Annotated in this window: 22 protein-coding genes; all 22 read right to left on the bottom strand. The window is 58.5% G+C overall.

The genetic code is table 11. The features are described 5' to 3' along the window. Positions 1-101 precede the first annotated feature (101 nt). Entirely contained in the window at positions 102-3230 is a 3129-nt protein-coding gene (locus TSA66_RS18015; RefSeq protein ID WP_040040952.1) for a DUF6701 domain-containing protein, read from the bottom strand. A gap of 55 nt (positions 3231-3285) precedes the next feature. After that, complete coding sequence (locus TSA66_RS18010) at positions 3286-3729, bottom strand: hypothetical protein (protein WP_040040951.1); 444 nt, start codon at positions 3727-3729, stop codon at positions 3286-3288. Continuing rightward, on the bottom strand, positions 3726-4568 hold the full coding sequence (locus tag TSA66_RS18005) for a prepilin-type N-terminal cleavage/methylation domain-containing protein (protein WP_052452421.1): 843 nt from the start codon (positions 4566-4568) through the stop codon (positions 3726-3728). The genes TSA66_RS18010 and TSA66_RS18005 overlap by 4 nt, the downstream gene beginning before the upstream one ends. Next, positions 4565-5182: a type IV pilus modification PilV family protein gene (locus TSA66_RS18000; protein WP_052452420.1), complete on the bottom strand. Its 618-nt coding sequence runs from the start codon at positions 5180-5182 to the stop codon at positions 4565-4567. The genes TSA66_RS18005 and TSA66_RS18000 overlap by 4 nt, the downstream gene beginning before the upstream one ends. Next, entirely contained in the window at positions 5172-5645 is a 474-nt protein-coding gene (locus TSA66_RS17995) for a pilus assembly FimT family protein (RefSeq protein ID WP_084199706.1), read from the bottom strand. The genes TSA66_RS18000 and TSA66_RS17995 overlap by 11 nt, the downstream gene beginning before the upstream one ends. A 59-nt stretch (positions 5646-5704) precedes the next feature. Beyond that, complete coding sequence (locus tag TSA66_RS17990) at positions 5705-8506, bottom strand: O-linked N-acetylglucosamine transferase family protein (protein ID WP_198358839.1); 2802 nt, start codon at positions 8504-8506, stop codon at positions 5705-5707. 107 nt (positions 8507-8613) lie between these two features. Beyond that, positions 8614-8931, bottom strand: a complete 318-nt coding sequence (locus TSA66_RS17985) for a hypothetical protein (protein ID WP_040040949.1) — start codon at positions 8929-8931, stop codon at positions 8614-8616. A 77-nt stretch (positions 8932-9008) separates the two neighbouring features. Further along, on the bottom strand, positions 9009-9434 hold the full coding sequence (locus TSA66_RS28045) for a type II secretion system protein (protein WP_040040948.1): 426 nt from the start codon (positions 9432-9434) through the stop codon (positions 9009-9011). A 53-nt stretch (positions 9435-9487) separates the two neighbouring features. Next, positions 9488-9970 (bottom strand): type II secretion system protein, encoded by a 483-nt coding sequence (locus TSA66_RS28040; RefSeq protein WP_040040947.1) that lies wholly within the window; start codon positions 9968-9970, stop codon positions 9488-9490. Between the two features lie 153 nt (positions 9971-10123). Next, the gene (locus TSA66_RS17970) at positions 10124-10666 is read right to left on the bottom strand and encodes a prepilin-type N-terminal cleavage/methylation domain-containing protein (RefSeq protein WP_157691724.1); all 543 of its coding nucleotides are present in this window, start codon (positions 10664-10666) and stop codon (positions 10124-10126) included. Further along, positions 10663-11892: a type II secretion system F family protein gene (locus tag TSA66_RS17965; protein ID WP_040040945.1), complete on the bottom strand. Its 1230-nt coding sequence runs from the start codon at positions 11890-11892 to the stop codon at positions 10663-10665. Before TSA66_RS17965 ends, TSA66_RS17970 begins: the two co-directional genes overlap by 4 nt. Before the next feature lie 35 nt (positions 11893-11927). After that, positions 11928-13631, bottom strand: a complete 1704-nt coding sequence (locus tag TSA66_RS17960; RefSeq protein ID WP_040040944.1) for a GspE/PulE family protein — start codon at positions 13629-13631, stop codon at positions 11928-11930. A gap of 100 nt (positions 13632-13731) precedes the next feature. After that, positions 13732-14973, bottom strand: coding sequence for a cystathionine gamma-synthase family protein (locus TSA66_RS17955; RefSeq protein ID WP_040040943.1), 1242 nt, complete (start codon positions 14971-14973; stop codon positions 13732-13734). Positions 14974-15208: 235 nt separating this feature from the next. Continuing rightward, positions 15209-16726 (bottom strand): amidophosphoribosyltransferase, encoded by a 1518-nt coding sequence (gene purF / locus TSA66_RS17950; RefSeq protein ID WP_040040942.1) that lies wholly within the window; start codon positions 16724-16726, stop codon positions 15209-15211. Between the two features lie 86 nt (positions 16727-16812). Further along, the gene (locus TSA66_RS17945; protein ID WP_040040941.1) at positions 16813-17301 is read right to left on the bottom strand and encodes a CvpA family protein; all 489 of its coding nucleotides are present in this window, start codon (positions 17299-17301) and stop codon (positions 16813-16815) included. Positions 17302-17316: 15 nt separating this feature from the next. Next, positions 17317-18243, bottom strand: a complete 927-nt coding sequence (locus TSA66_RS17940; RefSeq protein ID WP_040042733.1) for an SPOR domain-containing protein — start codon at positions 18241-18243, stop codon at positions 17317-17319. A gap of 52 nt (positions 18244-18295) precedes the next feature. After that, complete coding sequence (gene folC, locus TSA66_RS17935; RefSeq protein ID WP_040040940.1) at positions 18296-19609, bottom strand: bifunctional tetrahydrofolate synthase/dihydrofolate synthase; 1314 nt, start codon at positions 19607-19609, stop codon at positions 18296-18298. Positions 19610-19683: 74 nt separating this feature from the next. Further along, positions 19684-20556, bottom strand: coding sequence for an acetyl-CoA carboxylase, carboxyltransferase subunit beta (gene accD / locus TSA66_RS17930; RefSeq protein ID WP_040040939.1), 873 nt, complete (start codon positions 20554-20556; stop codon positions 19684-19686). A 96-nt stretch (positions 20557-20652) separates the two neighbouring features. Next, positions 20653-21450: a tryptophan synthase subunit alpha gene (gene trpA / locus TSA66_RS17925; protein WP_040040938.1), complete on the bottom strand. Its 798-nt coding sequence runs from the start codon at positions 21448-21450 to the stop codon at positions 20653-20655. A 93-nt stretch (positions 21451-21543) separates the two neighbouring features. Further along, on the bottom strand, positions 21544-22812 hold the full coding sequence (trpB, locus tag TSA66_RS17920) for a tryptophan synthase subunit beta (RefSeq protein WP_040040937.1): 1269 nt from the start codon (positions 22810-22812) through the stop codon (positions 21544-21546). Positions 22813-22824: 12 nt separating this feature from the next. Next, positions 22825-23496, bottom strand: a complete 672-nt coding sequence (locus TSA66_RS17915) for a phosphoribosylanthranilate isomerase (protein ID WP_040040936.1) — start codon at positions 23494-23496, stop codon at positions 22825-22827. Positions 23497-23525: 29 nt separating this feature from the next. Further along, positions 23526-24347, bottom strand: coding sequence for a tRNA pseudouridine(38-40) synthase TruA (gene truA, locus TSA66_RS17910; RefSeq protein WP_084199701.1), 822 nt, complete (start codon positions 24345-24347; stop codon positions 23526-23528). Between the last annotated feature and the right edge of the window lie 38 nt (positions 24348-24385).

The raw sequence follows: 24385 nt of genomic DNA, 5'->3' as shown, positions 1-24385 counted from the left end.
TTCGAGAAATTGCCTGAAGTTAAGTTAAGAAACAATTGCTGTCAATCATTTTCCCGGCCGTATTTTTTTCGCCGCATAGACTTTTTCCACATGGAAATTTTTTAATACATTTCTCTCATGTAAATCACAGGGCCGGACTTGTAAATGCCAAAAGTCGCGCGACCGCGGACAATAGGTAGGAAGCTGGGTGTATTGAGAGTCAGGTCGACACTGCCAGCCACTCTCGGCGCGGCAAGCGTAATCGTTTGGATGCCGGATGAAAATGTAGTCAGCCCTGGGGAAACAATATTGACGTTGGAGGTAGCAAGAGGCACCTTTGCAATCGTCGTCACGATATTGCCAGTTGGTGATTTGTTCGAATCGAAGCTTGTTACGCTATCGGTAGCGCTGGTGACATAACGGGCGCCATTCCAGTATTGGACGGTCATGCCTATCGGCAGCGGCAATAATTCCGATCCGTAGGCGCTCGCGACCAGAATGCGCCCGCTGACCACTTTCACGCCGCCCTCAACAGAAGAAGCACCACGTTGCGATGTCACGCCATCGGAGCCGCCCGGTTCGGCTGCCCGCAAATAGATATCGGTGGGCGCAGTAGGAGTCATTGTGAAACGGTAGGAGGCGGCGCTGGCAGTCGCGACGCCTTTGTCGAAGCCGGTGACGTTCGTCCCGCTCAGCGTTCCCGCCCCGCTCGGCAAGGTTGTTGAGCCCGGTTGCGCGGCGACCGTCAGCGTGACGGTCTTGGCGAGGCCGGTCGTAGCATTGTAATTCTCGGTCGTGTTGGCGGCCGGCGCCACCAATCCGTTTTTTGCGGTTACCCTGACGCTGAAAGGCTGCTGCGCATACACGATGCCATAGTATGACGTCGGACACACTAGGCTGTCCGGGCAATCCATCGGCACATCCGACACCTGAATCACTTCCGTATCAAAATGATCCGGATAGAAGCGTCCGACATTGCCGCTTGTGATACCAGTGACATCGCCAGCGCCGAGATAATTACCATCGGCCATGCTCGGCGTCAAAGTGATGATGCCGACCTCGTCCCAGCTGAAAGCGCTGCCGGTGGCCGCGCCGCCGGAGAAAGTTCCGAAGCTTCCTTTGACAGCGGGAGGCGTCACCATCCCTGCGATCACATTGCTCGGTTTCAGCTTCACTCCCTCCGGCGTCGTTTCCTTGCCAAAGTTCGGCGTGCAATCGGTGCTGGTGCTGGTGCTGCAGTCGATTGCGGTACCGGCAAGCGCCTTGGCCTTGCCGCCGGCGGTCAGCGCCGCCACTTTGACGGTAAACAGCTCGCTCGCCTTGACAAACACCTGGCCCGTAGCGCTTGTCGCTCCGGGATTGACGCGATTGGGCGATGCGGTTTGCTGAATGCCGGACAAGGCGAATGCCGCCGGTTTGACGACAAAGGGAAAGCTCGAGCCTATCTTGCTGGTGTTGGCGCTATCGCGCATGAAGAGTTCGACCTTGCCGACATCGGCGTAATTGAACGTGTATCCGGCGTTGGAAGAAGGCGAGCCGGCCGGGAAGATAATGCCCGCCGTTTGAGTCGTCCATGCAGTCGGTGTCGCGCCATTGGCGGTGCAAGTCGGCAGGCTTGCGCTGACGGCGCTGAAGGTCGCCGCCACGCCGGCATGCGTGGTCGGATTATGGCAGGACAAGGCGAACTGCATGTTCACCGTCGTCGGATTTTTGCTGCTGAGCCGAGTCGGTCTGCCTGTCGAGCCCAGCGCGGTGATATAGACATTAGTCAAGTCCTGCCCGGCCGTCTGCGGGGACCAAGTGATCAGCTTGCACGGTTGCGATGCGCCAAAATCGATATCGTTGGTGCATGCCCTATCTGTGAAGACGTAGGGCGGCGTGGGGATAGTGTAAGTGTCCGACGGCTTATTGTTGGTCTGGTCATTGTCGAACGTAGTCCCCTGCGCCGAGGTGACCGCTACCGTAACGGTGTCGGCGAATGCCGACGGCGCCACGCTGGTCGTCAGCGTCAGCGGCTGTGCGGAAGCCCCAACACCAAGCGAAGGTCCGCTGTAGGTGCAGGTCACGGTAGTCGTGCCGCTTTGCACGGTGGACGTGCAAGACCAACCTGTGCCACTCCCATCCACGAAGCTGAGGGAGCTCGGCAGGCTGATCTTCACTGTGATCGGTCCCGGCTCGACGCTCGGGCCGTTACTGAGGACATTGACGGTATAGGTTGCAGTCTGGCCGGGCACCAGCACATCGTTGCGTGTCAGTGTGACGCCAAGGTCCGCCACCGGCTCATTGGCGACGCTCATGACTTCCATCGATAGCAGCACCAGGTCTGCACCCGAACTGTAGACCGAAGATGCGGAGGTCGCCCCCGGCGTCAAGTAGGAACCGACATTATAGGCATCGAAGTCGATGCCGTACGACACGGAATCGGGGTAGCCGGCGCGGATGGTGGAGACGGAGTTGAACTGGTTGCCGATTGGATTGTAGGAATCGCTCAGGACGTTGTTGTTGAACGTGAGCTGCTCGCTGAAGCCATTGGACGACGTCGAATTCGTCACGTCTCCTTCCCAGGTCAGGTGAGCGAGTCTGCCGTCGATATTGGTGGACGGAACAACGAAGTTAGAGATCGTCAGAGGAATTTTCGAGCCAAAAAACGGTGCGAAGCCTTCATAGACGTTCAGTACGCGGAAACGCTCAGTATTGGGATTTTCATAAACCACGAGCAGCGCCCAGCCGGCCAGCACTGTCTGACTACTGGACCAGGTACTGCTGTTACTGGCCGTCAGACCGGAGAACGTGTAAGTTCCGTTGCCCTTGCCAGCCACCACGGAGGTCACATCTGCCACGCCGGAAAAGTAGTTTCGGCCAGACGTGCCGCCGGCATTCGTGATCGTGTACTTCCGGTCGGCGGTGACCGTGTTGCCTTCAAACTTCACCGTATAGTCCGGCGTGCTACCCGATGCCGCCCAGTAGAGATAGGCCGCGCGGATGGTTGTCCCGGTAGTGGGCAACCCGGAAAGGGTTGCCGTCGTCGGGTCCGAGCCATTAGAAGTCGTGGTCCCGTTCACGAGTGCTGCGGCATTGGTGTTGTTATCCGCAGTGCGCAGCGTCCTCTGCGTGCCAACGAAATTCACATAGCCGGCAAAGCTGTCGTACAGCGTCGGCGTGGTATCGGCGAGCGCCGCGCGCCATGCGAATAGCAGACCGAGGCCGAGCGCAAAAAATAAAATCAGTTCATGCAGCTTTTTCTTGTTCATGCCGAGTCTTCTCCCTGGCGTCTGTATCGGTGGCAATCCGACCGAACCGTCGATCTCATCCACCCAGATCCACCTGTACCTGCCGCTCCACGTAATAGGTTCCGCCGGCGTCGCCCGGGCAATTTCCGTTCACGGGCTTGTTGCAAGCGGTGGCCTGGATACGAACCGCAGCGATGCCCGTACTCGTGGCCGCAAAATTCGTCGACGTGCAAGTAACCGAGACCGTGAATGCGCTCAGCGTCGACGCCGGCGGCACGAAGGGGATCGGGCCGGCCTGACAGGAATTGTTGATCAGTTGCCGATAGAGCCCCCATTCGACACCGGCGCGCGCGGCCTGGTAGGCGCGCTCGCCCTGCAGGTCAAGTGCCGAACTCGTATGCTGGGCGCTGGAAATATGGGCGATTACCGCTCCCAGCGCGGCCAGAACGACCAATAAGAAAATCGCGCTGACCAGGCTGAAGCCACGCTGGCAGATGCATACTGTCGTTCGCGGTCTCATGGCGTGTTATCCACGTGTACTTGCTGAAACAGGCTCACCGCGCCGGCATCTCCTTTGCCGGTCATCGTGAGGCCGAGCCCGACCAACCCGGAGCGCTCATTGGCGCGGGCATAGGAGAAGGTGCAGTTGACGTTCGTCGCCAGCACTGCATGCTGCCCGTCGCTCGGCGGCGTGGGCTGGCTGGCCGAGATCGTATAATTCCAGTAACGCGTCAGCGTACCCCCGGCGCAGCCGTAGGTCACTGGCATCGTGACGACCTGGAAGCGGAAGCTGGGCGAGCGCAATCCATTCAGGAATGGATTGGCCGAGAGCCTGACTCGCGTCGCATTCGGAACATCCGGGCTGGCAGCGATGCTTGCCACGACCGCGCGGTTATTGCAGCCGGTAGCGCTGGCGCAATAGGCATTGGCCGGATCCAGGCCGGGACCGAGGTTGTAGACCACGATCGAATTGCCTGCCGTGATTGTCGGCGCCGTCGATACCACGTCAAATGACAGCGCACCAGTGTTGTTGAAGTCCAGGATCTGACCCGCGGTAGGATCATCCTCTTCCGCTAGGTAGCGTCCGCCGGAGGCGGTTAGCAGCAGTTCGAAATAGACGCCGCTGGTGTCGATTCGTATGCTGTTCGGCAGCGCCAGCCGGATGTCGCGCGCCATGCGGCGCAGCGTAGTGTCGGCTTCATCGGACAGCGCGGCGCGCGCCGCGCTGTCGAAATAGCTTTGTACCGGCGCGCGAATAAATACCGCGACGATGGCGGCGATAACACCTGTGATGGCGATCACGATGACTGCCTCGACCAACGTGAAACCGCGCAAATTTCGAGAAACATGAAGCATCATGGCGTAGCCCTCGGTGCGTATTGGGCACGGTAGCCTTCCATCACGATACTGTCGCTGCCGCCGTTATAGGTTACGGTGACCGTAATGCGCAGGGCCGCTACCGCCGGGACTTGCGGACTGGGCACGCCCGTCGGCCCAAATGCTTCCTGCGCCACCGCCACGCTGGCATTGTAACCAGCCGGGACGGATACAACGCCGCCGATGTCGGCGCTGCCGGCGTTGCCGCCCTGAATAGTAAAACCGTTGTAGTCGGCCACGTTGTCGAATGGCGTATCCAGACTCCCTCGCATTTCGCTCGCCGCGTTCGCCTGCGCACCCAGCGGCAGGCTGGCTTCATTATTGCCGGCCGAGCAATCGTCGGAACTGTTAGCCGTACCGGCATTAGGATCGTCCGGATCGCAGTAGGTGAACGGCATTGTTTCCACCTCTTCAAGCAGCGCCTCGGCAATAGCGATTGCCTGCTTGCGAAGCTGCGGATCAGCACTGCGCCTTGCCGTCACATTGAGGACCGATAGCACCCCGGCGACCGCGACGCTGACGATAACGATGAAGAACACCAGCTCGATCAGGGTCAGGCCCGCCATACGGCGCAAGGAGCGGCTGTCAGTGCACATAGCCGGTTTCCTGTTCGATTTTGATCGCGTTCTGCGCTCCGCTCACCTGGATAGTGCGCGCCGCATCCGGTTGCCCAAGCGCGTTGAAAGAGCTGCTGGTGCTGGCCGGCGTGAGCGTGCTGAAGGCGACGCCGGATGGTGCCGTGATCTTGTAAGGTGCAGCCCCATTTGGCCCACTCAGATCAGTGTCGCAGGCACCACCGAAATTCTTTGCGATGGTTAGCGTCACCGTCGCGGGGACAGTGCCAACGGCACTGTAGGTGACGCAAACTGTACGCCTCTGCGCGATCGCTGCTTTCTGCGCGTAGCGCAGCATGGCTAGGGTCTGGTCGGAAAAGGCGCGCGCCTCGAAGGCAGAACGTTCGAAAAAACGCGGCAGCGCGACAGCGGCAAGGATGGCGATAGTCACCATCACGCCGATCAGCTCAACTAGTGTGAAGCCCCTTGTTCTTGTACGCATCATCGCCGCTCGACATTATCGTAATTACGGCAGCCCTGCCCCGAGAGGTGCCGTATGCTGTCCTAGGCAACAGCCTGCAATTTCCCGAAAGCTTGCGCGACAGGTTCTGCGAGCCACTTCGAGAAGCACAGCTTCCTGTCTTCCTCGACGCGCTTGGCTTCGACCGCCTGCGGATAAGCCAACGCCCAGAGGTTGTAATGCCCATCCTGTTCAACGATCGTGGTCTCGAAACCGCTCTCGACCAGTGCCCGCTTCAGGCTGCGTGCAGTGAATCCGGTCTTGTGCGCCATGTAAAGATTACCCTTCGCCATGGCTTTGCGATAACCATAAAGGATGTCGATCGGCGCGATCGGCCCGCTAGGAGATTCGTACGCCACGTCTTCCAGTTTGTCAGCGGCAACCAGCGCACAGACCGATTGCAGGTCCGGGCAGGTCAGCACCAGCACTCCATTGGGCTTGAGCACGCGTTTAAATTCCTTGAGCGCGACCTCGACCTCGTGTGGATGCAAATGCTCGATGTTGTGCGAGGAATACAATGCATCCACGCTCGCGCTTTCAATCGGCGCCATATCCAGCATACTAGCGACCACGTCGGGCTTAGCCTGCGGGTCGATGTCCAGGCGTATCTCTTGCCAGCGCCTCTGGAACATCTGCGGCAGCGAGCGAATGTCGGAGCCGCCGCAGCCGACATGCAGCACGGTTTTCCTGGCTACCGGGGATCCAGGCACGATTTCGGTGCCGAGCTTTTCTCCGCGGCACCAAGCCTGCCACATGCGGCGGTACAGCGCTTCCAGGTCGTGAGTGAACTGGTCAGCCTGGCACAACGGGCTGTTCGCCATGCGCGCACGCATCTCCTGCCGCAACCGGCTCAAACGTTCTACATCACTGGCTAGCGCTGCCGCGCCCTTGATATACCCATCGAGGTCGTCGAAAATCAGTTCCGTGACGCCGATATTGGCCAGCGCCGAAGTCGTTTGGCGCGACACTACGCCGCTACCAGCCAACGTCACCACCGGAACGCCCATCCACAGCGCTTCGAGCGTGGTCATACCGCCGTTGAACGGGAACGGGTCGAGTGCGATATCGACCTCACCATATTGCTCCAGCATGTCGCGATGCGAGGAACGGCCACGCAATTCCAGCCGTTCGCTCTCAAGACCATGAGCGATGAAGCGGCTGCGCAGTTCATCGCACACCTGCGGATTTTCGAACGCACTGGCCTTCAGCAGCAAACGGCTGCCTGGCACCGTCCTGATTATCAGGGCCCACGCCGCGATCACTGGTTCCACTAGCTTTTCAGCACGGTTGAAGCATCCGAAAGTGATGTTGCCGCGTTCGAGCACGGGCGAGGAAGCAACCGGAGGGGCATAATCTGGCGGCGAATAGCAAAAGCGCGAGTGCGGCAGCCAGACCGGTGTTTCGGAAAACAATTGCCCGCTGTCGGCTGGCGTCGTATAGGGATCGGTAATGAAGTAATCGATGCTTTCCAGTCCGGTTGAATGGAAATAGCCAATCCAAGTGGCTTGGACCGGCGCGGGCTTGCGCACGAAGACCGGCAGTCGGTTATAGGCAGTATGGCCGGACAAATCAACCAGGATATCGATTCTATCCTCGTGTATGCGCTCGGCCAGCTCGTCGTCGCTCATCAGCAGTGCATCAACCCAGGAGTCGGCATGCTCACGTATTGCCACCGTGATGTCGTCACTGCTGCGCATCATGGAATAACAATGGATGCTGAATTCCATGCGGTTGTGATGACGCATCACGTCGCGCAGCAGGAAGCCGACTGGATGCGTACCGAAGTCGCCAGAGACATAGCCGATTCGCAAGGGGCGTCCGGCCTGCCTACCTTGCTCAAAGCTGTAGGCAGGCTTGTCGACGGTCTTTTCGAAACGCGCGGCCCACTCGCGGTGGTAGTCAAAGACTTCCGCGGGGGATATGTCGGGCACGTAGGTGGAATTGAACGCGATATTCGAATAGATCGCCGGCATTTCAGGATTTTCTGCCATTGCCTGCTGATATAGACGTATCGATTCGTGATGGTCGCCGCGAGCGCTATTGCAGCTGGCGAGCGTGATCAGCGCGGAAACGTTATTGGCCTGCATCACCAAGGTCTTTTTGCACGTCGCTTCGGCGGCAGGTAAATCGCCCTTGGAGTACTGGGCGAGAGCAAGCGATGCGAGGCGTTGCGCGCTCTCGCCCTTGACGGCGATATCGTGCTCGATGAAGCTCAGCGCCTCTGCCAGCCGATACGTTTCTCCCAGCAGCATCGCCAGATTCAGGTGCGCTTCGGCACATATCGGATCGCATTCGAGCGCCTTGCGAAACGCCTTGATCGCCGGACGAGCCTTGGCCGAATGCAGCAGCACATTGCCGAGATTGACATGCAGGGCCGCCTTGTCGGGATGGATCTCGATTGCCAGCCGGGCCGCCGCTTCGGCGTCAGCAAACCGTCCCAGCTCGTAGAGCACGGCGACTCGATTGTTCAGTGCTTCCAGCAGGCGCGGCTCGAGTCTCAGCGCCTGCTGGAACTTTTCCAATGCGGCGGACAGTTCGCCCTTGACCAGTAGCCATTCACCAATGTTGCACCAGGCTTGCGCGTAGCCCGGATCAAGCTCGACGGCATGCTCATAGGCGGCGCGCGCCGCGTCCATCTGCGCCAACCGCCTGTGCGCAGCGCCCAGCGCGCACCAGAGCTTCGCATGAGAAGGATGAAGCCGCAGAGCTTGTTCGCAGATATCCGCCGCCTCGCGATTGCAGCCCTTGGCAAGCATCAATTGGCTCAGGCGAAAGCTGGCTTCCGCAGCGCTCTTGCCGTCGCTGCCGCCACCGTTTCGATAGGAGGACTCGGCAAGTGAAACCAAGCCTTTGCGGTCCAGCCAATGACCTAAATAAAACCACAACGCACTACCGAGGCGACTAAACACGGATACCTGCCCTTTCATCGCAATGAACGCAACAAGACCAATGCTCAGCCGACAAAGACGGTTGCCAACATTGCAAAGAGAACCTGTTTTACGAGCGGCGCCGGATAACCGGCTTGCAGCAGTCGCTGTTGCAGGCCGAACGCGACGCGCGCGCGTCCGATCACACCGAGCCGGTGGCGCTGCCTTTCGCTGCGCGCGACTTCATAAAAGTCTTTCAAAGCCGCCTCCGAAAATGCCTGGATTTCGCTTTCGGAGAGTTTCTTCCCGCGCTTGAGCTTGGCGGGGTGAAGCGGTACAGCGCGTAGGAATTCCTCACAAAGCTTTTCACTGATTGCCTGAACCCGGCCTTGTGTTTTTCCCATGAATTTTCCAACCTAAAAAATGAAAGGCGCATCGCATCGGTCAGATGCAACGCGCCTCATAACTACCCGAGCTGCGATCAGCCAGTGCAAACGAGAGTGGCAGTTGCCGAGTTATTGCTCGATAGACTAGCGTTTGACAGGGTAACATTGACCGCCGCACCTGCAGAGTTACCGGTTCCACAAGCAGCAGTAGCAGGCGAGAACGAATATCCGGAAGGCAAGCCACCAGCCATGATTTGGGGCATCAAATCGGTAGCAGCAGTACCATTAAGGCTCACCGACGCACCACTAACGGCAACACCCTTGGTGCTATTTGCCATGCGAGCGGCGTAGTTCACCGCAAACGCCGAAGTCACAGCACCGGCAACCCCCTTCATCGCAGAAGCTTCTGCGTCCGACTTCAGATCAACAAATTTCGGCAATGCCGTTGCCGCCAGAATGCCCAAAATCACAATTACCACGACCAATTCGATCAGGGTAAAACCGGACTGTTGCTTGTTCATGCTATTTCCTCCCTCAGGGCAGTCAAAAAATTAATTATTGAAAAAATGCAAGTTTATTGACAATTTGTCGTAGTCAGATTGGTGCTACTGTAAGTCGGCGCAAAAGTATTCGATCCGTCCGGCACTGTGTAAGTCACGGAACAGTTCTGATGTTGTGCGTCGGGATAGACTGTGAATACAGTCGAATTGGTCTGCGGCACATAGCCTGGAATTGCATTTCCTGCGTCGTCTACCAAGCCTGCTGCACGGCCAATCGAGGCCAGCGCCGAGGTCGGATAACCGTTAGCCATGGCGATATTGCCAGCCGGACCTTCCATCGTCACCGAAGTATTAACTGCCAAGTTCTGGGCCAACTGGAGCGCATGCGCCAGCGTGGCCGCGGCCTTGATTGAAGCCAACGCCCCATTCATCTTTGCAATACGAGCATCCGTCTGAAGAGCGGCAAACCGCGGCAAGGCGATCGCTGTCAACAGGCCGAGAATGGTGATGACCACCACCAATTCAATTAAAGTAAAACCAGCTTGTCTGACACGCATTTGTTTTTTGTGTAATTGTTAAAGTTAGAAACAACGTTTGCTTGTAGGGAATTATATAGACATAGCTCAAAAAATCTATGGAATGATGATTTTTTGTAGTGCATTTTTTCGTCAGCTGTGCATATCACGCCACGTTGCTCATCAGCAATAATTTCAAAGAAGCCAGGAATAAGGCTCGACTACTTCCAGGACGACACGCATGATCGGCTTTCCCCCTCTCGCGTCGACATCGTTGCTGGCGATATCACGTAGCGTATTCACCCGCAGGCGAATACGCTTTTGCCCCCCGCTGTCCGGTTGCAGGTATTCGCCACGCGCGGGCCAATAGGTGAGTGTGCGACTGGCCGCATCGTATGACCAGCACCCCTTGCAGGCGGCGACGACAGCAGGCACACCAAACGAGAAATTGCGCGGCTTTTCGTCCAGCCAGTCGATCGGATTCTGATGTTCAAGCTGGTCGTAGTCCTGCACCCGCCCCTCCACCATCATGGCCGCCATCTGCACGCGTAATGCGCTTTTCAGGGCGCTGATGGTGTACTCGACATTAGCCTTTTCCGCCGCTTCCTGATAAAACCGCAGCCGCTCCAGAAGGGCGGCCGCGAGAATCGCAATCAGGCTTATTGCCACCACCAGTTCGAGCAGCGAAAAGCCGTGTTGGTGGCGGCGCACGCGCCGGGCATCCATAAGTCGGCTCACTTGTGCATCGCCGCCTTGCCCAGATCCCAGATCGGCAGGAACACGCCGAGCGCGAGAATCAGCACCAGAATACCGAGGCCGACGATCAGAATTGGCTCGATCTGCGACGACAGGGTCTTCAGCTCGTAATCAACCTCCCGCTCATACATGGCCCCGATCTCGTCCATCAGATCGTCGATTTCGCCAGTTTCTTCGCCGATCGCGACCATCTGCAACACAACCGGGGTAAACACCCCACTGGCGACCGCAGTGCGCAGAATGCTTTCGCCGCGCTCCACGCCGTCGCGCATCTGCTCGACGCGGCTGGCGATATAGGCATTGTCGACCGTCTGCGCCACGACGTTCAGCCCCTGCACGATCGGTACGCCGCTCTTAGCGGACAACGCGAAGCTGCGCGCAAAGCGCGATAGCGCCGCCTTGAGCATGATCTTTCCAACAATCGGAAGGCGCAGCTTGATCTTGTCCCACTGGAACCGGCCCTTCGGCGTCGCGACGTAGGTCCGGAATCCAAACGCCGCACCGATAATTGCGGCGAGCATCAGCGGCCAGTACGTGATCGTGAAATTGGATGATGCAATCAATACACGGGTCATCAACGGGAGCTCGGCATTAAAACCCGCGTATACCTTCGCGAACGCCGGGACGACAAACAAGTTGATGACCGCAATCGCAATTGTCATTGCGATCACGACGAACATCGGATAACGCATCGCCGTCTTGACGCGTTCGCGCATGTCGCGCTCGAATTCGAGCTGATCGAACAGACGCAGGAAGATTTCGTCCATGCGTCCGGTCGTTTCGCCGACACGCACCATGCTCAGGTAAAACGGACCAAACACGTCGGGATGGCGGCGCATCGCAGCCGACAGTTCGCGGCCGGCGTCGAGCGACTCGCGCAAGTCCTTCACCACTCTTCCAAAGGACTTGTTGATGGCGGACTCCTGCAGTCCGCCTAAGCCGCGCATGATGGGAACGCCGGCTTTCAGGAGCGTGTGGAGTTGGCGGCTGAATAGCTGCACGTCGATTGGCCGGATTTTCGGCTCTGTCAGTTTCGTCCACCAGTTATCCGCGCCGTCCATCTTCGGCTTCGAGGTCGCGACGATTTCAATTGGCGTCACGCCAGTGCTGAACAGTTGATCAGCCACCCCGCCGCTGTCGGCGCTTTCCAGCACGCCTTGCAGCAGTTCGCCGCGCGCGTTGCGTCCCTTGTATGCGAAATATGGCACGTTAATTCCTGCGAAAGCGATTCATCGAACCAGCGTCAATCATCAAACTGATTGCTGACGCGCATGGCCTCGTCGACCGTGGTCCTGCCAGCTACCACTAGCGCGACTGCATGCCGTCGCAGGGTTTGGCCAGCCATCTGCGCTTCAGCAATTTTCATGAAATGCGCGGGATCATGGTGATTGGCGGCGTCCGCGACCGCCTCGGTCATTTCCAGCATTTCATAGACGCCGGTGCGGCCGCGAAATCCAGTGCCGTTACAATGAGTGCAACCTCGTCCATGCATGTACTTGCGCTGGCTGACCGTGTCACCGAGTTCCGACTTCAGCCACTCCGCCTCGGTGGGCTTCAGGGCATAGGGCTCGGCGCAGCTTTCGCAAATCACGCGGACCAATCGCTGCGCCAGCACTGCCTGCAGTGAGGTTGCCACCATATACCGGGGCACTCCCATGTCGAGTAATCGCACCGGCGTGCTGACAGCATCATTGGTGTGCAGCGTCGACAGCACAAGGTGACCGGTGAGTGCGGCGCGCATGCCGATCTGCGCCGTTTCCTGGTCGCGCATCTCGCCCACCAGCACCACATCCGGGTCCTGGCGCAGCGCAGCACGCAGCACGCGGGCAAACGTCAGTTCAATCTTCTCGTTTACCTGCACCTGGTTGATCCCGGCTAACCGGTATTCCACCGGATCTTCGACGGTAATCAGTTTTCGTTCCGTGCTATTCAGTTCTGATAGCGCGCCATACAAGGTCGTGGTTTTACCGCTGCCGGTCGGGCCGGTGACGAGCACCAGACCGTTCGGACGCTGGAGGATGGCGCGAAAGCGCTTCACCATGTTGGGCGGCATGCCGATCGAATCGAGCTTGAGCGCGCCGCCGCTCTGATTCAGCAGACGCATGACGACCGATTCGCCATATTGCGTGGGCATGGTCGAGATACGCACGTCCACCTGATTCTGCTTCACCTTGATCGCGAAGCGGCCGTCCTGCGGCAGGCGCTTTTCGGAGATATCAAGGCCGGACATGAGCTTCAGGCGCAGCGCCAGTGCCGGCGCAATCTTGATGTCCGCCTCGGTTTGCAGATGCAGCACGCCGTCAATGCGGAAGCGGATTTGCAGGCGGCCTTCCTGCGGCTCGATGTGGATATCCGATGCGCGCACTTGCGTTGCGTCGTCAAACACGGATTGCAGCAGCTTGACGACCGGCGCTTCCTCAATGCCGGGCGTGCCTCCCAAACCGCCGAAGTCGACGTAGGTGTCGCCAAGGTCCTGCTCCAGTTCGCGTGCAAAGTCGGTGATTTCCTCGGTACGGCGATACAGCCGGTCGATCGTCTGCAGCAGTTCGCTTTCATTGACGACAGCGATATCGATACTGCGCTTTACCGAGCGGGATATCTCGTCATAGGCGAACAGATCGGTGGGATCCGCCAGCCCGATCAGTAGCGTCGCTCCGCGGTCTTCCAGTGCGATGGCGCGAAAGCGTCGTGCCTGGGTTTCCGGCAGCAGGCGAACGACTTCCGGATTGACATTGTAAAACTTGAGGTTAATGTAAGGAATGCTGAGCTGCTTGGCAAGCGCGCCGGAAATCTGCTCTTCGGTGACGAAGCCGTTTTCAATGAACACGCGTCCGAGTTTGCGGCCGGTCCGCTTTTGCTCGCCAAGGGAAAACTGCAGTTGCTCTTCAGACAGCAACTTTTGCTGCACTAAAATTTCGCCGAGGCGGACCTTCTCGGGCCGTGCCATACGCACTCCTTACTGGGGATCAATCACCCGCGTATTTTAGCCACATTCCAATTTCCGCAGCGAATTGTTTTTATTAGGAAATTTCAGTACAGCAACACATTTAAACGGCGAGCGCTTGCTGAAAATCCTCAAGCAAATCTGCCGTATCTTCGATACCCACCGACACGCGGATAAGCGATTCGGCAATCCCCATGCTGGCGCGGCGATCCGCCCCCATTTCGTAGAAGATGGTGTGCGCCACCGGAATGACCAAGGTGCGGGTGTCACCGAGATTGCTCGCCGGGATAGCAAGCTTCAGGCGATTCAGATAATCGAAGCAATCGATTTTGTCGTTCAACTCGAAACTGAACAGGCTGCCGAATGCGCCGAATAATTCCTTGGCGAGTTTATGCTGCGGATGCGACGGCAATCCGGGATAGTAAACGGCAGCCACGCGTTCGTCGGCCTCCAGCATCTGCGCAAGCGCCAGCGCGTTGGCACATTCGCGCTCCATGCGCAACGCCATGGTTTCGGCTCCCACCGCGATGTGATGTGCCGCTTCCGGCCCCAAGGTACCGCCGAAGTCGCGCAGGCTTTTTGCGCGGATTTGCGCCATGCCCCACTGCGAAGACGCGTACCGCTTGTAGCTGTCGTAGATATTCGGGAACTTGTTCCAGTCGTATAGGCCGGTATCGGTGAGGCTGCCGCCCAGTGCATTGCCATGACCTCCGATCGACTTGGTCAACGCATTGACCACCAGGCTGGCACCGACCATCCTGGGGCGGAACAGATAGGGCGAGGTCATCGTGTTGTCGACCACGTAAAGAATGCCGCGGTCACGGCACAACTGTCCGATGCGTTTCAAATCGGCCACCTGCGTACGCGGATTGGCAATGGTTTCGACAAATACCAAGCGCGTGGCCGGTGTCAATGCGGCTTCGACGTTTTTCACATCGGTCGCATCGACCATTGATACGTCAATGCCTAGCGCATTTGCTGTTTGCCACAGGCTGTTGGTATTTCCGAACAAGAACGAGGACGACACCACATGGTCGCCCTTGCGCAACAGCCCCTGCACCAGAGCGCCGATCGCCGCCATCCCCGTGGAAAAGCAGATGGTCGCCAGTCCCTGCTCCATCTTCGTGACCTTGTCTTCCAGCGCCGACACGGTCGGATTCCCTTGGCGCCCATAGCGGTAGCCGGGCTGCTTGCCCTGAAAGACGGAAGCCAGTTCGCGCGCATCGCGATACCCGAAGGTGACGGAAATGTGGATCGGCTTGTGCAAGGAGCCATGCTCGATCGGCTTTTGCCGGTCGCTGTGCAGGATGGTGGTGGTGAAACCGTATTTCTTTGAGTCAGTCATGATGAATAAAAAACCCGTTCAGCTTGCGCTAAACGGGTTAATGAATTTGTTTCCCTTTTAGCGGCATTTGTTGTGGGACTGCACCCTGGCGCCCGCAAGCAGATGCAAATCGGCGCAAATCCTATCGTAGCGCAAAATGCGGGGAATACAAAAGATTCAGGCATCCGCACAGTCTGGCAATGAAAAAGCCCGCGCCTGAATAGGCAACGGGCTTGGGTATTGCCACGGCAGGCGATCAGTCGGCCCGGGCCAGATTCAGATTTAGTTGCGAGCGCACCGCATCTTCGCTGACCGGTTTCGGATTGTTACGCACGTGCTCGACTCGGTCGAGGTAGTCGCGCGAAATATCGCCGGTTACATAGACGCCATCAAAGCAGGATGCCTCAAACTTCTTGAGCAAGGGATTGACGTCCGAGATCGAACGTTTGAGCGCATCGATATCCTGATACACCAGCGCATCGGCGGTAATCTCGCGACAGACTTCCTCGTCGCTGCGGCCGTGCGCGATCAGTTCGTTACGCGTCGGCATGTCGATACCGTACACGTTCGGATACTTCACGGGCGGCGCCGCCGAGGCGAAAATCACGCGCTTCGCGCCGGCGTCGCGCGCCATCTGCACGATCTCACGACTGGTGGTGCCGCGCACGATGGAGTCGTCCACCAGCAGCACGCTCTTGCCCTTGAATTCGCTGCTGATGGTGTTGAGCTTCTGGCGCACCGATTTCTTGCGCTGCGCCTGGCCCGGCATGATGAAAGTGCGGCCAATGTAGCGGTTCTTGATCAAGCCCTCGCGGTATTCCAGATTGAGCTTCAGCGCGAGCTCCATCGCGGCGGGGCGCGACGAGTCGGGAATCGGCATCACCACGTCGATGTCTCCCGTGGAGAGTTGGCGCTTGATCTTCTCTGCCAGGTATTCGCCCATTTTCAGGCGTGTCGCATACACGGATGCGCCGTCGATCACGGAGTCTGGGCGCGCAAGATAGACGAATTCGAATGCGCACGGGCTCAGCAGCGGGTTATCCGCACATTGCTGGTTGTAGAGCTTGCCGTCGAGGTCGATGAAGATCGCTTCGCCAGGCACCACATCACGCAGGAAGCGGAAGCCCAGTCCTTCGAGCGCAACCGATTCGCTCGCCAGCATGTATTCTGGTCCGGCATCGGTTTCATTGAAACCGATGCACAACGGGCGGATGCCGTACGGGTCGCGGAATGCGAGCAGGCCGTAGCCGGCGATTTGCGCCACGACCGCATAGGAGCCGCGCACGCGCTTGTGCAGCGCCGAGACCGCTTTGAACAATGCCGACGGATCGAGCGAGTAGCCGGTAGTAGCCTGCTGGATTTCATGCGCCAGCACGTTCAGCAGCACTTCCGAATCTGAATCGGTATTGATGTGCCGGCGATCGTTCTTGAACATCTCGCTCTTGAGCTGTTCCCAGTTGGTCAGATTGCCGTTGTGAGCGAGGATGATGCCGAACGGCGCATTGACGTAGAACGGTTGTGCCTCCGCTTCACTGTCGGAGCCGGCGGTTGGATAGCGCACCTGGCCGATACCGGCATTACCCGGCAGCGAACGCATGTTACGAGTGCGGAATACGTCGCGCACCAGGCCATTCGCCTTGTGCATGGAAAACATATTGCCGTGGTTGGTAGCAATGCCCGCCGCATCCTGTCCGCGATGCTGCAACAGCAACAGCGCATCATAGATCAGCTGATTAACGGGGCCATGGGAAACAACGCCAACTATGCCACACATGGTGGACTCCTCAACGAAAACTCAAAACCTTGTTTATGCACGGGCCGACTGGCGAGACAAGCAGGCAGTGCCAATTGCGACCGCAGCTAAAACTGTACATACCGGGCGAAATCGCCCGGCAGGAATGGCTTGACGGTGCGCGCCGCGGTTTCCGCCAGCGGGCTCAATACCGCGCCTTTCCAGAATGGCTGTTGCGGAACCGCCGTCATGCCGCACAATAGAACGGCGGCCAGCACGATCACCAAACCGCGCGCCAGACCGAACAATCCGCCCAGACCGCGGTCGGCCAGCGTTAGTCCGCTCGCCTTGATCGCCGCCTCGATGGCCATGGTCAGCAATTTCATCAGCAATCTTACGCCGATAAACAACACGATGAACGCAACGATCAAGCGCGTTACCGCACCGGGAATAACCTCCGGCAATAGTTTCGCGAGATCGTCTCCATACGCGTTTGCGACCACGAACGACACCACCCAGCCGAGCAGCGACAATATCTCCTTGACCAGTCCGCGCAAGATGCTGATGACAACCGAACAGATCAGCACGAACAGCACCAGGTAGTCGAAAATGGTCACGGCAGTCAGGGATTATCAAGCCGGCACGACAGTGCCGTTCAGTCCCAGCTTCACGATCTTGGCGCGCATCTTGTCCGCTTCTTCCCTGCTGGTGAACGGGCCGACGCGAATGCGAATGCGGTCACCCGACGAAGTTGCCACTTTTTGCGTGTACGACTTGATGCCGGCGCCTTTTAACCTGGTTTGCAGTTCATCGACTTTATCTTTGGTCGCAAGTGCCGCCACCTGGATTACAAATTTTCCCGCTTTTTTTTCTGCAGCCTTAGGATCCGGTTTCCCATCCAGCAGAGCTTGTACGCGCGCCGAGTCGTCGGACTTCTTTTCAGTCGACTTGCTTTCCATTTTCGCATCGGCTTTCGCAACCGGCAGCGGCATCGCATGCGGCTTGTCGGCCGTCTTGGCCTTGGGGACTTCTGCCTGGCCTGGCTCATCCTTCGGGTGCGCGTTCACTGCCGCCACCTTGTTTGCGGCAGCGGGCTTGGCTGCAGCCTCAGTCATATCAGGCTTTTGCGGTGCTGCATCCGCAGAAGGTGGATCGATCACTTCCTCTTCCTTGGGGTCGAGCGAAGCTGAGGCGGCAACCTTCTCGACAGCCACCGCAGCGGCCGTCTGTCCGGCGGATGCAGCCGGCACGGCCTTGTCCCTGGATGGGATCTGGATCGAAATATCGTCTGCTACCGGCTTCGGTTCGGAATCGAGGATCATTGGCAAACCGATCACGGCTGCCAGTACCAGCGCGATTGCGCCGACCAGGCGGCGGCGCGCGCGTTTCTTTTCCGGCAAAACCGGATCTGCCTGTTCGGAACGCTTGCTTGGAGTGGTCTGACCGCGCTTGCCGCGGCTGCGGATCTTGTTCGACTCTTCCTCGGCACGCGAATAAAAGGTGCTGTCGTCGGAAGCTGACTCTTGCTTGTTTTTGCGAAGGAACGAGAACAAGCTCATGCGATAAAAATATAGTCCATCAATGAGATTCAAAAGCCGCCTTGAAAAACTGTCACGCTTTTCCCGACTGCCCCTCGGATCGCCTGAATTCCATCACGCCAGCGACAGTCAGGAAAGATCCGAAAACCGCAATTCTATCATTCTCGCCCGCCCTGCTCCGAGCGCTTGCAAACGCCGCAGCCGGTGATGAAAAGGTCTCAATTGTCTTTTCGGCACCGCTGGCAGTACTCGGAACAACGCCAGCACCCAGCAAACGCTGCCTGAGCTGCTCGGCGGTCGCCGCGCGCGGCAGCGGTAGATCGGTGACGTACCAATGATCCACGCGGTCTTTCAACTGCTCGATCACGCCGTCGATATCCTTGTCATGCATGGCGCCGAATACCGCGTAGGTGTATCGATGAAACCCCATGTTGTCGAGATTCTGCGCCAGCGTGGCCGCCGCATGCGGATTGTGCGCCACATCGAGAATCACGCTGGGACGTCCCGGCAGCACCTGGAAGCGTCCCGGCAGTTCAACCATCACGAGGCCGTTACGCACCTCTTGCGCACCGACCGGCAGCCGGTTGCGCAAGGCTTCCAATGCGGCCAATGCGGCGGACGCGTTCAACAACTGATTGGCGCCGCGCAGGCTGGGATACCCGAGCGAGTTGCGACGCTGTGAACGCCCGCCGAAATTCCATTGCTGCTTATCGCCGGAATAGTTGTAGTCGCGCCCGAACAGCCAGAGATCCGCGCCGATGGCGGCGGCATGGTCGACCAGAGACTTGGGCGGCACCGGATCGCCGCAAATCGCCGCTTTTCCCGGACGGAAGATACCGGCCTTTTCAAAGCCGATCTGCTCGCGCGTATCGCCCAGATATTCGGTATGGTCGATATCGACGCTGGTCACAATCGCGACATCGGGATCGATCACGTTGACCGCATCCAGCCGGCCGCCGAGTCCGACTTCCAGGATCACCGCGTCGAGCGGCGATTGCGCGAACAGGCGCAGGATGGCCAGCGTAGTGAACTCAAAATAAGTCAGCGATATATCGCCACGCGCGGCTTCAACCGCCGCGAATTGCGCCATCAGCGCCTCGTCCGATGCAATCTCGCCGTTGACACGTGCGCGCTCGTTGAAGTCGATCAAGTGCGGCGAAGTGTAGAGTCCGACCCGGTAGCCCGCCTGCATCAGGATCGACTCCAGCATCGCGCAGGTCGACCCCTTGCCGTTGGTGCCCCCTACCGTGATGACCGGACAATCAAAATGGATATCCAGTCTGTCCTTGACCTGCCTGACGCGATCGAGGCCCATGTCGATGGCCTTCGGATGCATGGTTTCAAGAGTGGAAAGCCAGTCGGCCAAGGTGGTGGGAAGATTCTGCATGACTGAAAACCTACGCTAAAAACTAAAAAGCCCGGACCTGGGATAGTCCGGGCCATGTTTGCACGGCGGGAGAATCAGGCCAGCACTTCGGCCGGCTGGTTCTGCAACAATGCGAGCAAGCGGGCGATTTCCTCGCGCATCTTGCGGCGGTCGACGATCATGTCGACGGCGCCTTTTTGCACCAGGAATTCCGCGCGCTGGAAGCCTTCCGGCAGTTTCTCGCGCACCGTGTTCTCGATCACGCGCGGGCCGGCAAAGCCGATCAGCGCCTTCGGCTCCGCGATCACGACATCGCCCATGAAGGCGAACGAAGCGGACACGCCGCCCATGGTCGGGTCGGTCAGCACCGAGATGAACGGCAGCTTTTTCTCGGACAGCTTGGTCAGCATCGCAGTAGTTTTCGCCATCTGCATCAGCGACAGCAAGCCTTCCTGCATGCGGGCGCCGCCGGTGGCCGTGACGCAGATGAACGGCACTTTTTGCTCGAGCGCCGCCTGCGCGCCGCGCACGAAGCGCTCGCCCACTACCGAGCCCATCGAGCCGCCGATGAATTCATATTCAAAGCAGGCCACGACGACTGGCAGCGTCATGATCGCGCCGCCCATGACTACCATTGCATCGGTTTCGCCGGTTCCTTCCAGCGCATCCTTCAGGCGATCCGGATATTTTTTGCTGTCCTTGAATTTCAGCGAATCGACCGGCAGCACTTCCTGTCCGATCTCGTAGCGCCCGCCGGCATCGAGCAGCGCATCCAAACGCTCGCGCGCACGGATGCGCATGTGATGATCGCATTTCGGGCAGACATGGAGATTGGACTCCAGGTCCGTACGGTAAAGTACGGCCTCGCAGGACGGGCATTTGACCCAGAGCCCTTCGGGCACGGATTTGCGCTGCGCCGACTCGGAACGCTGGATGCGCGGGGGAAGCAGTTTTTCAAGCCAGCTCATCGTGACCTCTTCTCACTTTTTTGGTTGCCGCATTGTACAGCTCGCCTTGCCTTACGCCAATAATGCGTTGCGACGGCGCAGCTTCATATTAGTCAATTATTCGTCCAGCGCCTTGCGGATTCCGGAAATGAAAGCGCGTACTGCTTCCCCCGCGTGTTCGCGCGGCGTATTTTCCAGTTCCTGGATGATACGGCTGCCGATCACCACTGCATCGGAAACCGATCCAATCGCTTTCGCCGTTGCCGCGTCGCGAATACCAAAGCCGACTCCGACGGGGACTTGCACATGCTTCTTGATCGCCGGAATTTTCTGTGCCACGGCATCCAGATCCAGATGACCCGAACCGGTCACCCCTTTCAGGGACACGTAATACACATAGCCACTTGCAATTTTTCCAACCTGCTCGATGCGCTCGTCGGTTGAAGTCGGCGCCAAAAGGAAAATCGGATCCAATCCGTTTTCCTTCATGCGTGCTGCAAACTCTTCGCACTCTTCCGGCGGATAGTCCACCACCAGCACGCCATCGACGCCCGCCTGTTTCGCCGCAGCGATGAATGCATCCGCCCCCATGTGTTCGATCGGGTTAGCGTAGCCCATCAGGACAACCGGCGTGGTCTGGTTTGTGCTGCGGAATTCGCGCACGAACTGAAGAACATGGCACATCCCAACGCCATTGGCCAACGCCCGTTCGGATGCACGTTGAATCACCGGGCCATCTGCCATCGGGTCCGAGAACGGCACGCCGAGTTCGATGATGTCGGCACCGCCTGCTACCAGCGCATGCATCAACGGTACGGTCAATTCGGGATCGGGATCGCCTGCAGTAATGAACGGGATCAGGCCTTTTTTGTTTTTCTCTGCCAGGGCAGACAATGCGGATTGGATTCGGGACATGGGCGGTTCGCCTTGGATTCGCTTTCTTTGCGCCGCTCCGGCCTCCACCGGAACGGCACCTGCTTGTAACGTGTTGTATGCGGCCGTCTAGGCTCAGAACTGTTTCTTCATACGCTCGGCCACGGTATGCATATCCTTGTCGCCACGTCCGGACAAATTCGCCAGGACGATCTTGTCTTTCGGCAGAGTTGCCGCGAACTTGGCTGCATAGGCCAGCGCATGACTGGATTCCAACGCCGGAATGATGCCTTCGATGCGGCAGCAATTGTGGAATGCCTCAATCGCTTCGTCATCCGTGATCGATACGTATTGCGCTCGCCCGGAATCCTTCAGGTATGCATGCTCGGGGCCGACGCCCGGATAATCCAGGCCTGCCGACACCGAATGCGTTTCGATGATCTGTCCGTCTTCATTCTGCAGCAGATAAGTGCGGTTGCCATGCAAGACGCCCGGTGAGCCGGCAATCAGCGAAGCCGAATGCCGGCCGGTTTCCAGCCCCTCGCCTGCGGCCTCGACGCCGACCAGCTGCACGTCCTTGTAATCGATGTACGGATAAAAAATGCCCATCGCGTTCGAACCGCCGCCGATGCAGGCGACCACATAATCCGGCTGTCGCCCCGCCATTTCCGGCATCTGGACCAGGCACTCCTTGCCGATCACCGACTGGAAATCGCGCACCATCATCGGATAAGGATGCGGACCGGCCACGGTGCCGATGATGTAGAAGGTATTTTCGACATTGGTGACCCAGTCGCGCATCGCTTCGTTCAATGCATCCTTCAGCGTCTTCGAGCCGGACTCGACCGGTACCACCCGGGCGCCCAACAGCTCCATCCGGTACACGTTCTGCACCTGGCGCTTGACGTCCTCGGCCCCCATGTAGACCACGCATTCGAGTCCGAAGCGCGCGCAGATCGTGGCAGTCGCCACGCCGTGCTGGCCGGCGCCGGTTTCGGCGATCACGCGCGGCTTGCCCATGCGCTTGGCGAGCAAAGCTTGGCCGATCACGTTATTGATCTTGTGCGCGCCGGTATGGTTGAGGTCTTCGCGCTTGAAATAGATTTGTGCGCCGCCCATCATTTCCGACCAGCGCTTGGCGTGATAAATCGGGCTGGGGCGACCGACGAAATGCTTCAGCTCGTTGTCGAATTCAGCGAGGAAGTCCGGATCATTGCGGTAGTGCGCATAGCCTTCCTTCAGCTGAGTCAGCGCGTGGGTTAGCGTTTCAGAAACAAAGCTGCCGCCATATGGGCCGAAATGCCCCCTCGAATCCGGGAGGTTGTAGCGCGCGGCTTGCTGAATTGCCGTGTTCTGCACAGATTGACGCTCGGCGTAGTTCTCGAGCGGGTTCAGTTCTTTCATGATCGTTCTCTTCTATTCATCCAGTGATGAATCCGCCTGACGTACTGCGCGGATGAACTCGGCGATCCGGGCGGGATTCTTGATGCCCTTGGCCATTTCGACGCCACTGCTGACATCGACTGCATACGGGCGCACCTGCCGGACCGCCTCAGTTACGTTTTGCACGCTCAAGCCACCACTTAAAACGACCCGAGGCGCGAGCTCTTTTGGAATGAGAGACCAATCGAAAACCTTTCCACCGCCGCCATAACCATCCACGAATGCATCGAGCAGCAATCCGCTGAACAAGTTGCTGGCGTCACGATAATTTTGCTCGTATTTTAGCAAATCGGCGCCCCTCATATCGGCCGAAACGCGGAACGCGCGGGTAAACGGCCGATTTACCGATCGGGCCGCTTCGCAACATTGGTCAACTGTCTCGTCGCCGTGAAACTGCAGCAGGGAAACGGGAGCGTGGGCAACAATTTCCTGCACTTGCCGTGGCGTGGCATTCACGAAGAGGCCAACGACCGTGACAAATGGCGGAAGCGCCGCAATCAGGCGCGAAGCCGCATCAGGCTCCACATAGCGTGGACTTTTTGCATAAAACACGAGGCCGATCGCGTCGGCACCGGCTTCAACGGCGGTCTGGACATCCTCGACGCGGCTCAAGCCGCAAATTTTGATTCGGGTGCGGGAATTCATCAAGGTTGCTCAAATTGAATTGCGGCGCCTCAGGCGTGGGCCGGGAGCGTGGTTGAAGCCCATGGCAACGGATTGACGGCGTCGTGCGGCAGGGCCCATTTTGCATCGTAATCGATCCGGGCCAGATACAGGCCGTCGGGCATGAAAGTCGGCGCCGCGCGACTGCGGTCGCGGCACTCGAGTATCTCTTTCATCCACAACGGGGCCTGGTTGCCGTTGCCGATCACGATCAGCGAGCCGACGATATTGCGCACCATGTGGTGCAGGAATGCATTGGCGCGCAAAGTAACGACAACAATGTCACCCTGACGTTCAATGCGGATGTCATGCATGGTTTTGACCGGCGATTTGGCTTGGCATTCAGCCGCGCGAAATGACGAAAAGTCATGGGTGCCCAGCAAGTGTCGCGCTGCTTCACGCATCGGCTCGACCCGCAGCGGACGGAACACCCATCCGGCCTTGCCCGCCAGCAGAGGCGAGCGCACCGGATGGTTGTAGATCACATAATGATAGGTGCGCGCAACCGCGGAAAAACGCGCGTGAAAATCATCCGGAGTACCGTGCGGCACTTCGCAGGCCCATCGCACCGCAATAGAAGGTGGCAAGAATGCATTGACCCCACGCACCCAGGAAAACAGTTCGCGATCGAGTCCGGTATCGAAGTGCACCACCTGCTCGAGAGCGTGAACGCCCGCGTCGGTGCGTCCGGCGCATGTGGTGGCGATGTCGGTCAGGGTGAACTTCCTGAGCGCGCCTTGCAGCGTGTCCTGCACGGTTCCTCCACCCGGCTGGGTCTGCCATCCGCGCCATGGTGTTCCGTCGTATTGGACTCCGAGCACAATGCGTTTCAAGTCGGCTCCGCTATGAATTCGTAAAAAACAAAACGGGC

The organism is Noviherbaspirillum autotrophicum (assembly GCF_000818395.1).
Lineage (GTDB): Bacteria > Pseudomonadota > Gammaproteobacteria > Burkholderiales > Burkholderiaceae_D > Noviherbaspirillum > Noviherbaspirillum autotrophicum.
The sequence above is the reverse complement of the archived record's forward strand: the minus strand, read 5'-3'. Positions and strand labels throughout refer to the sequence as shown.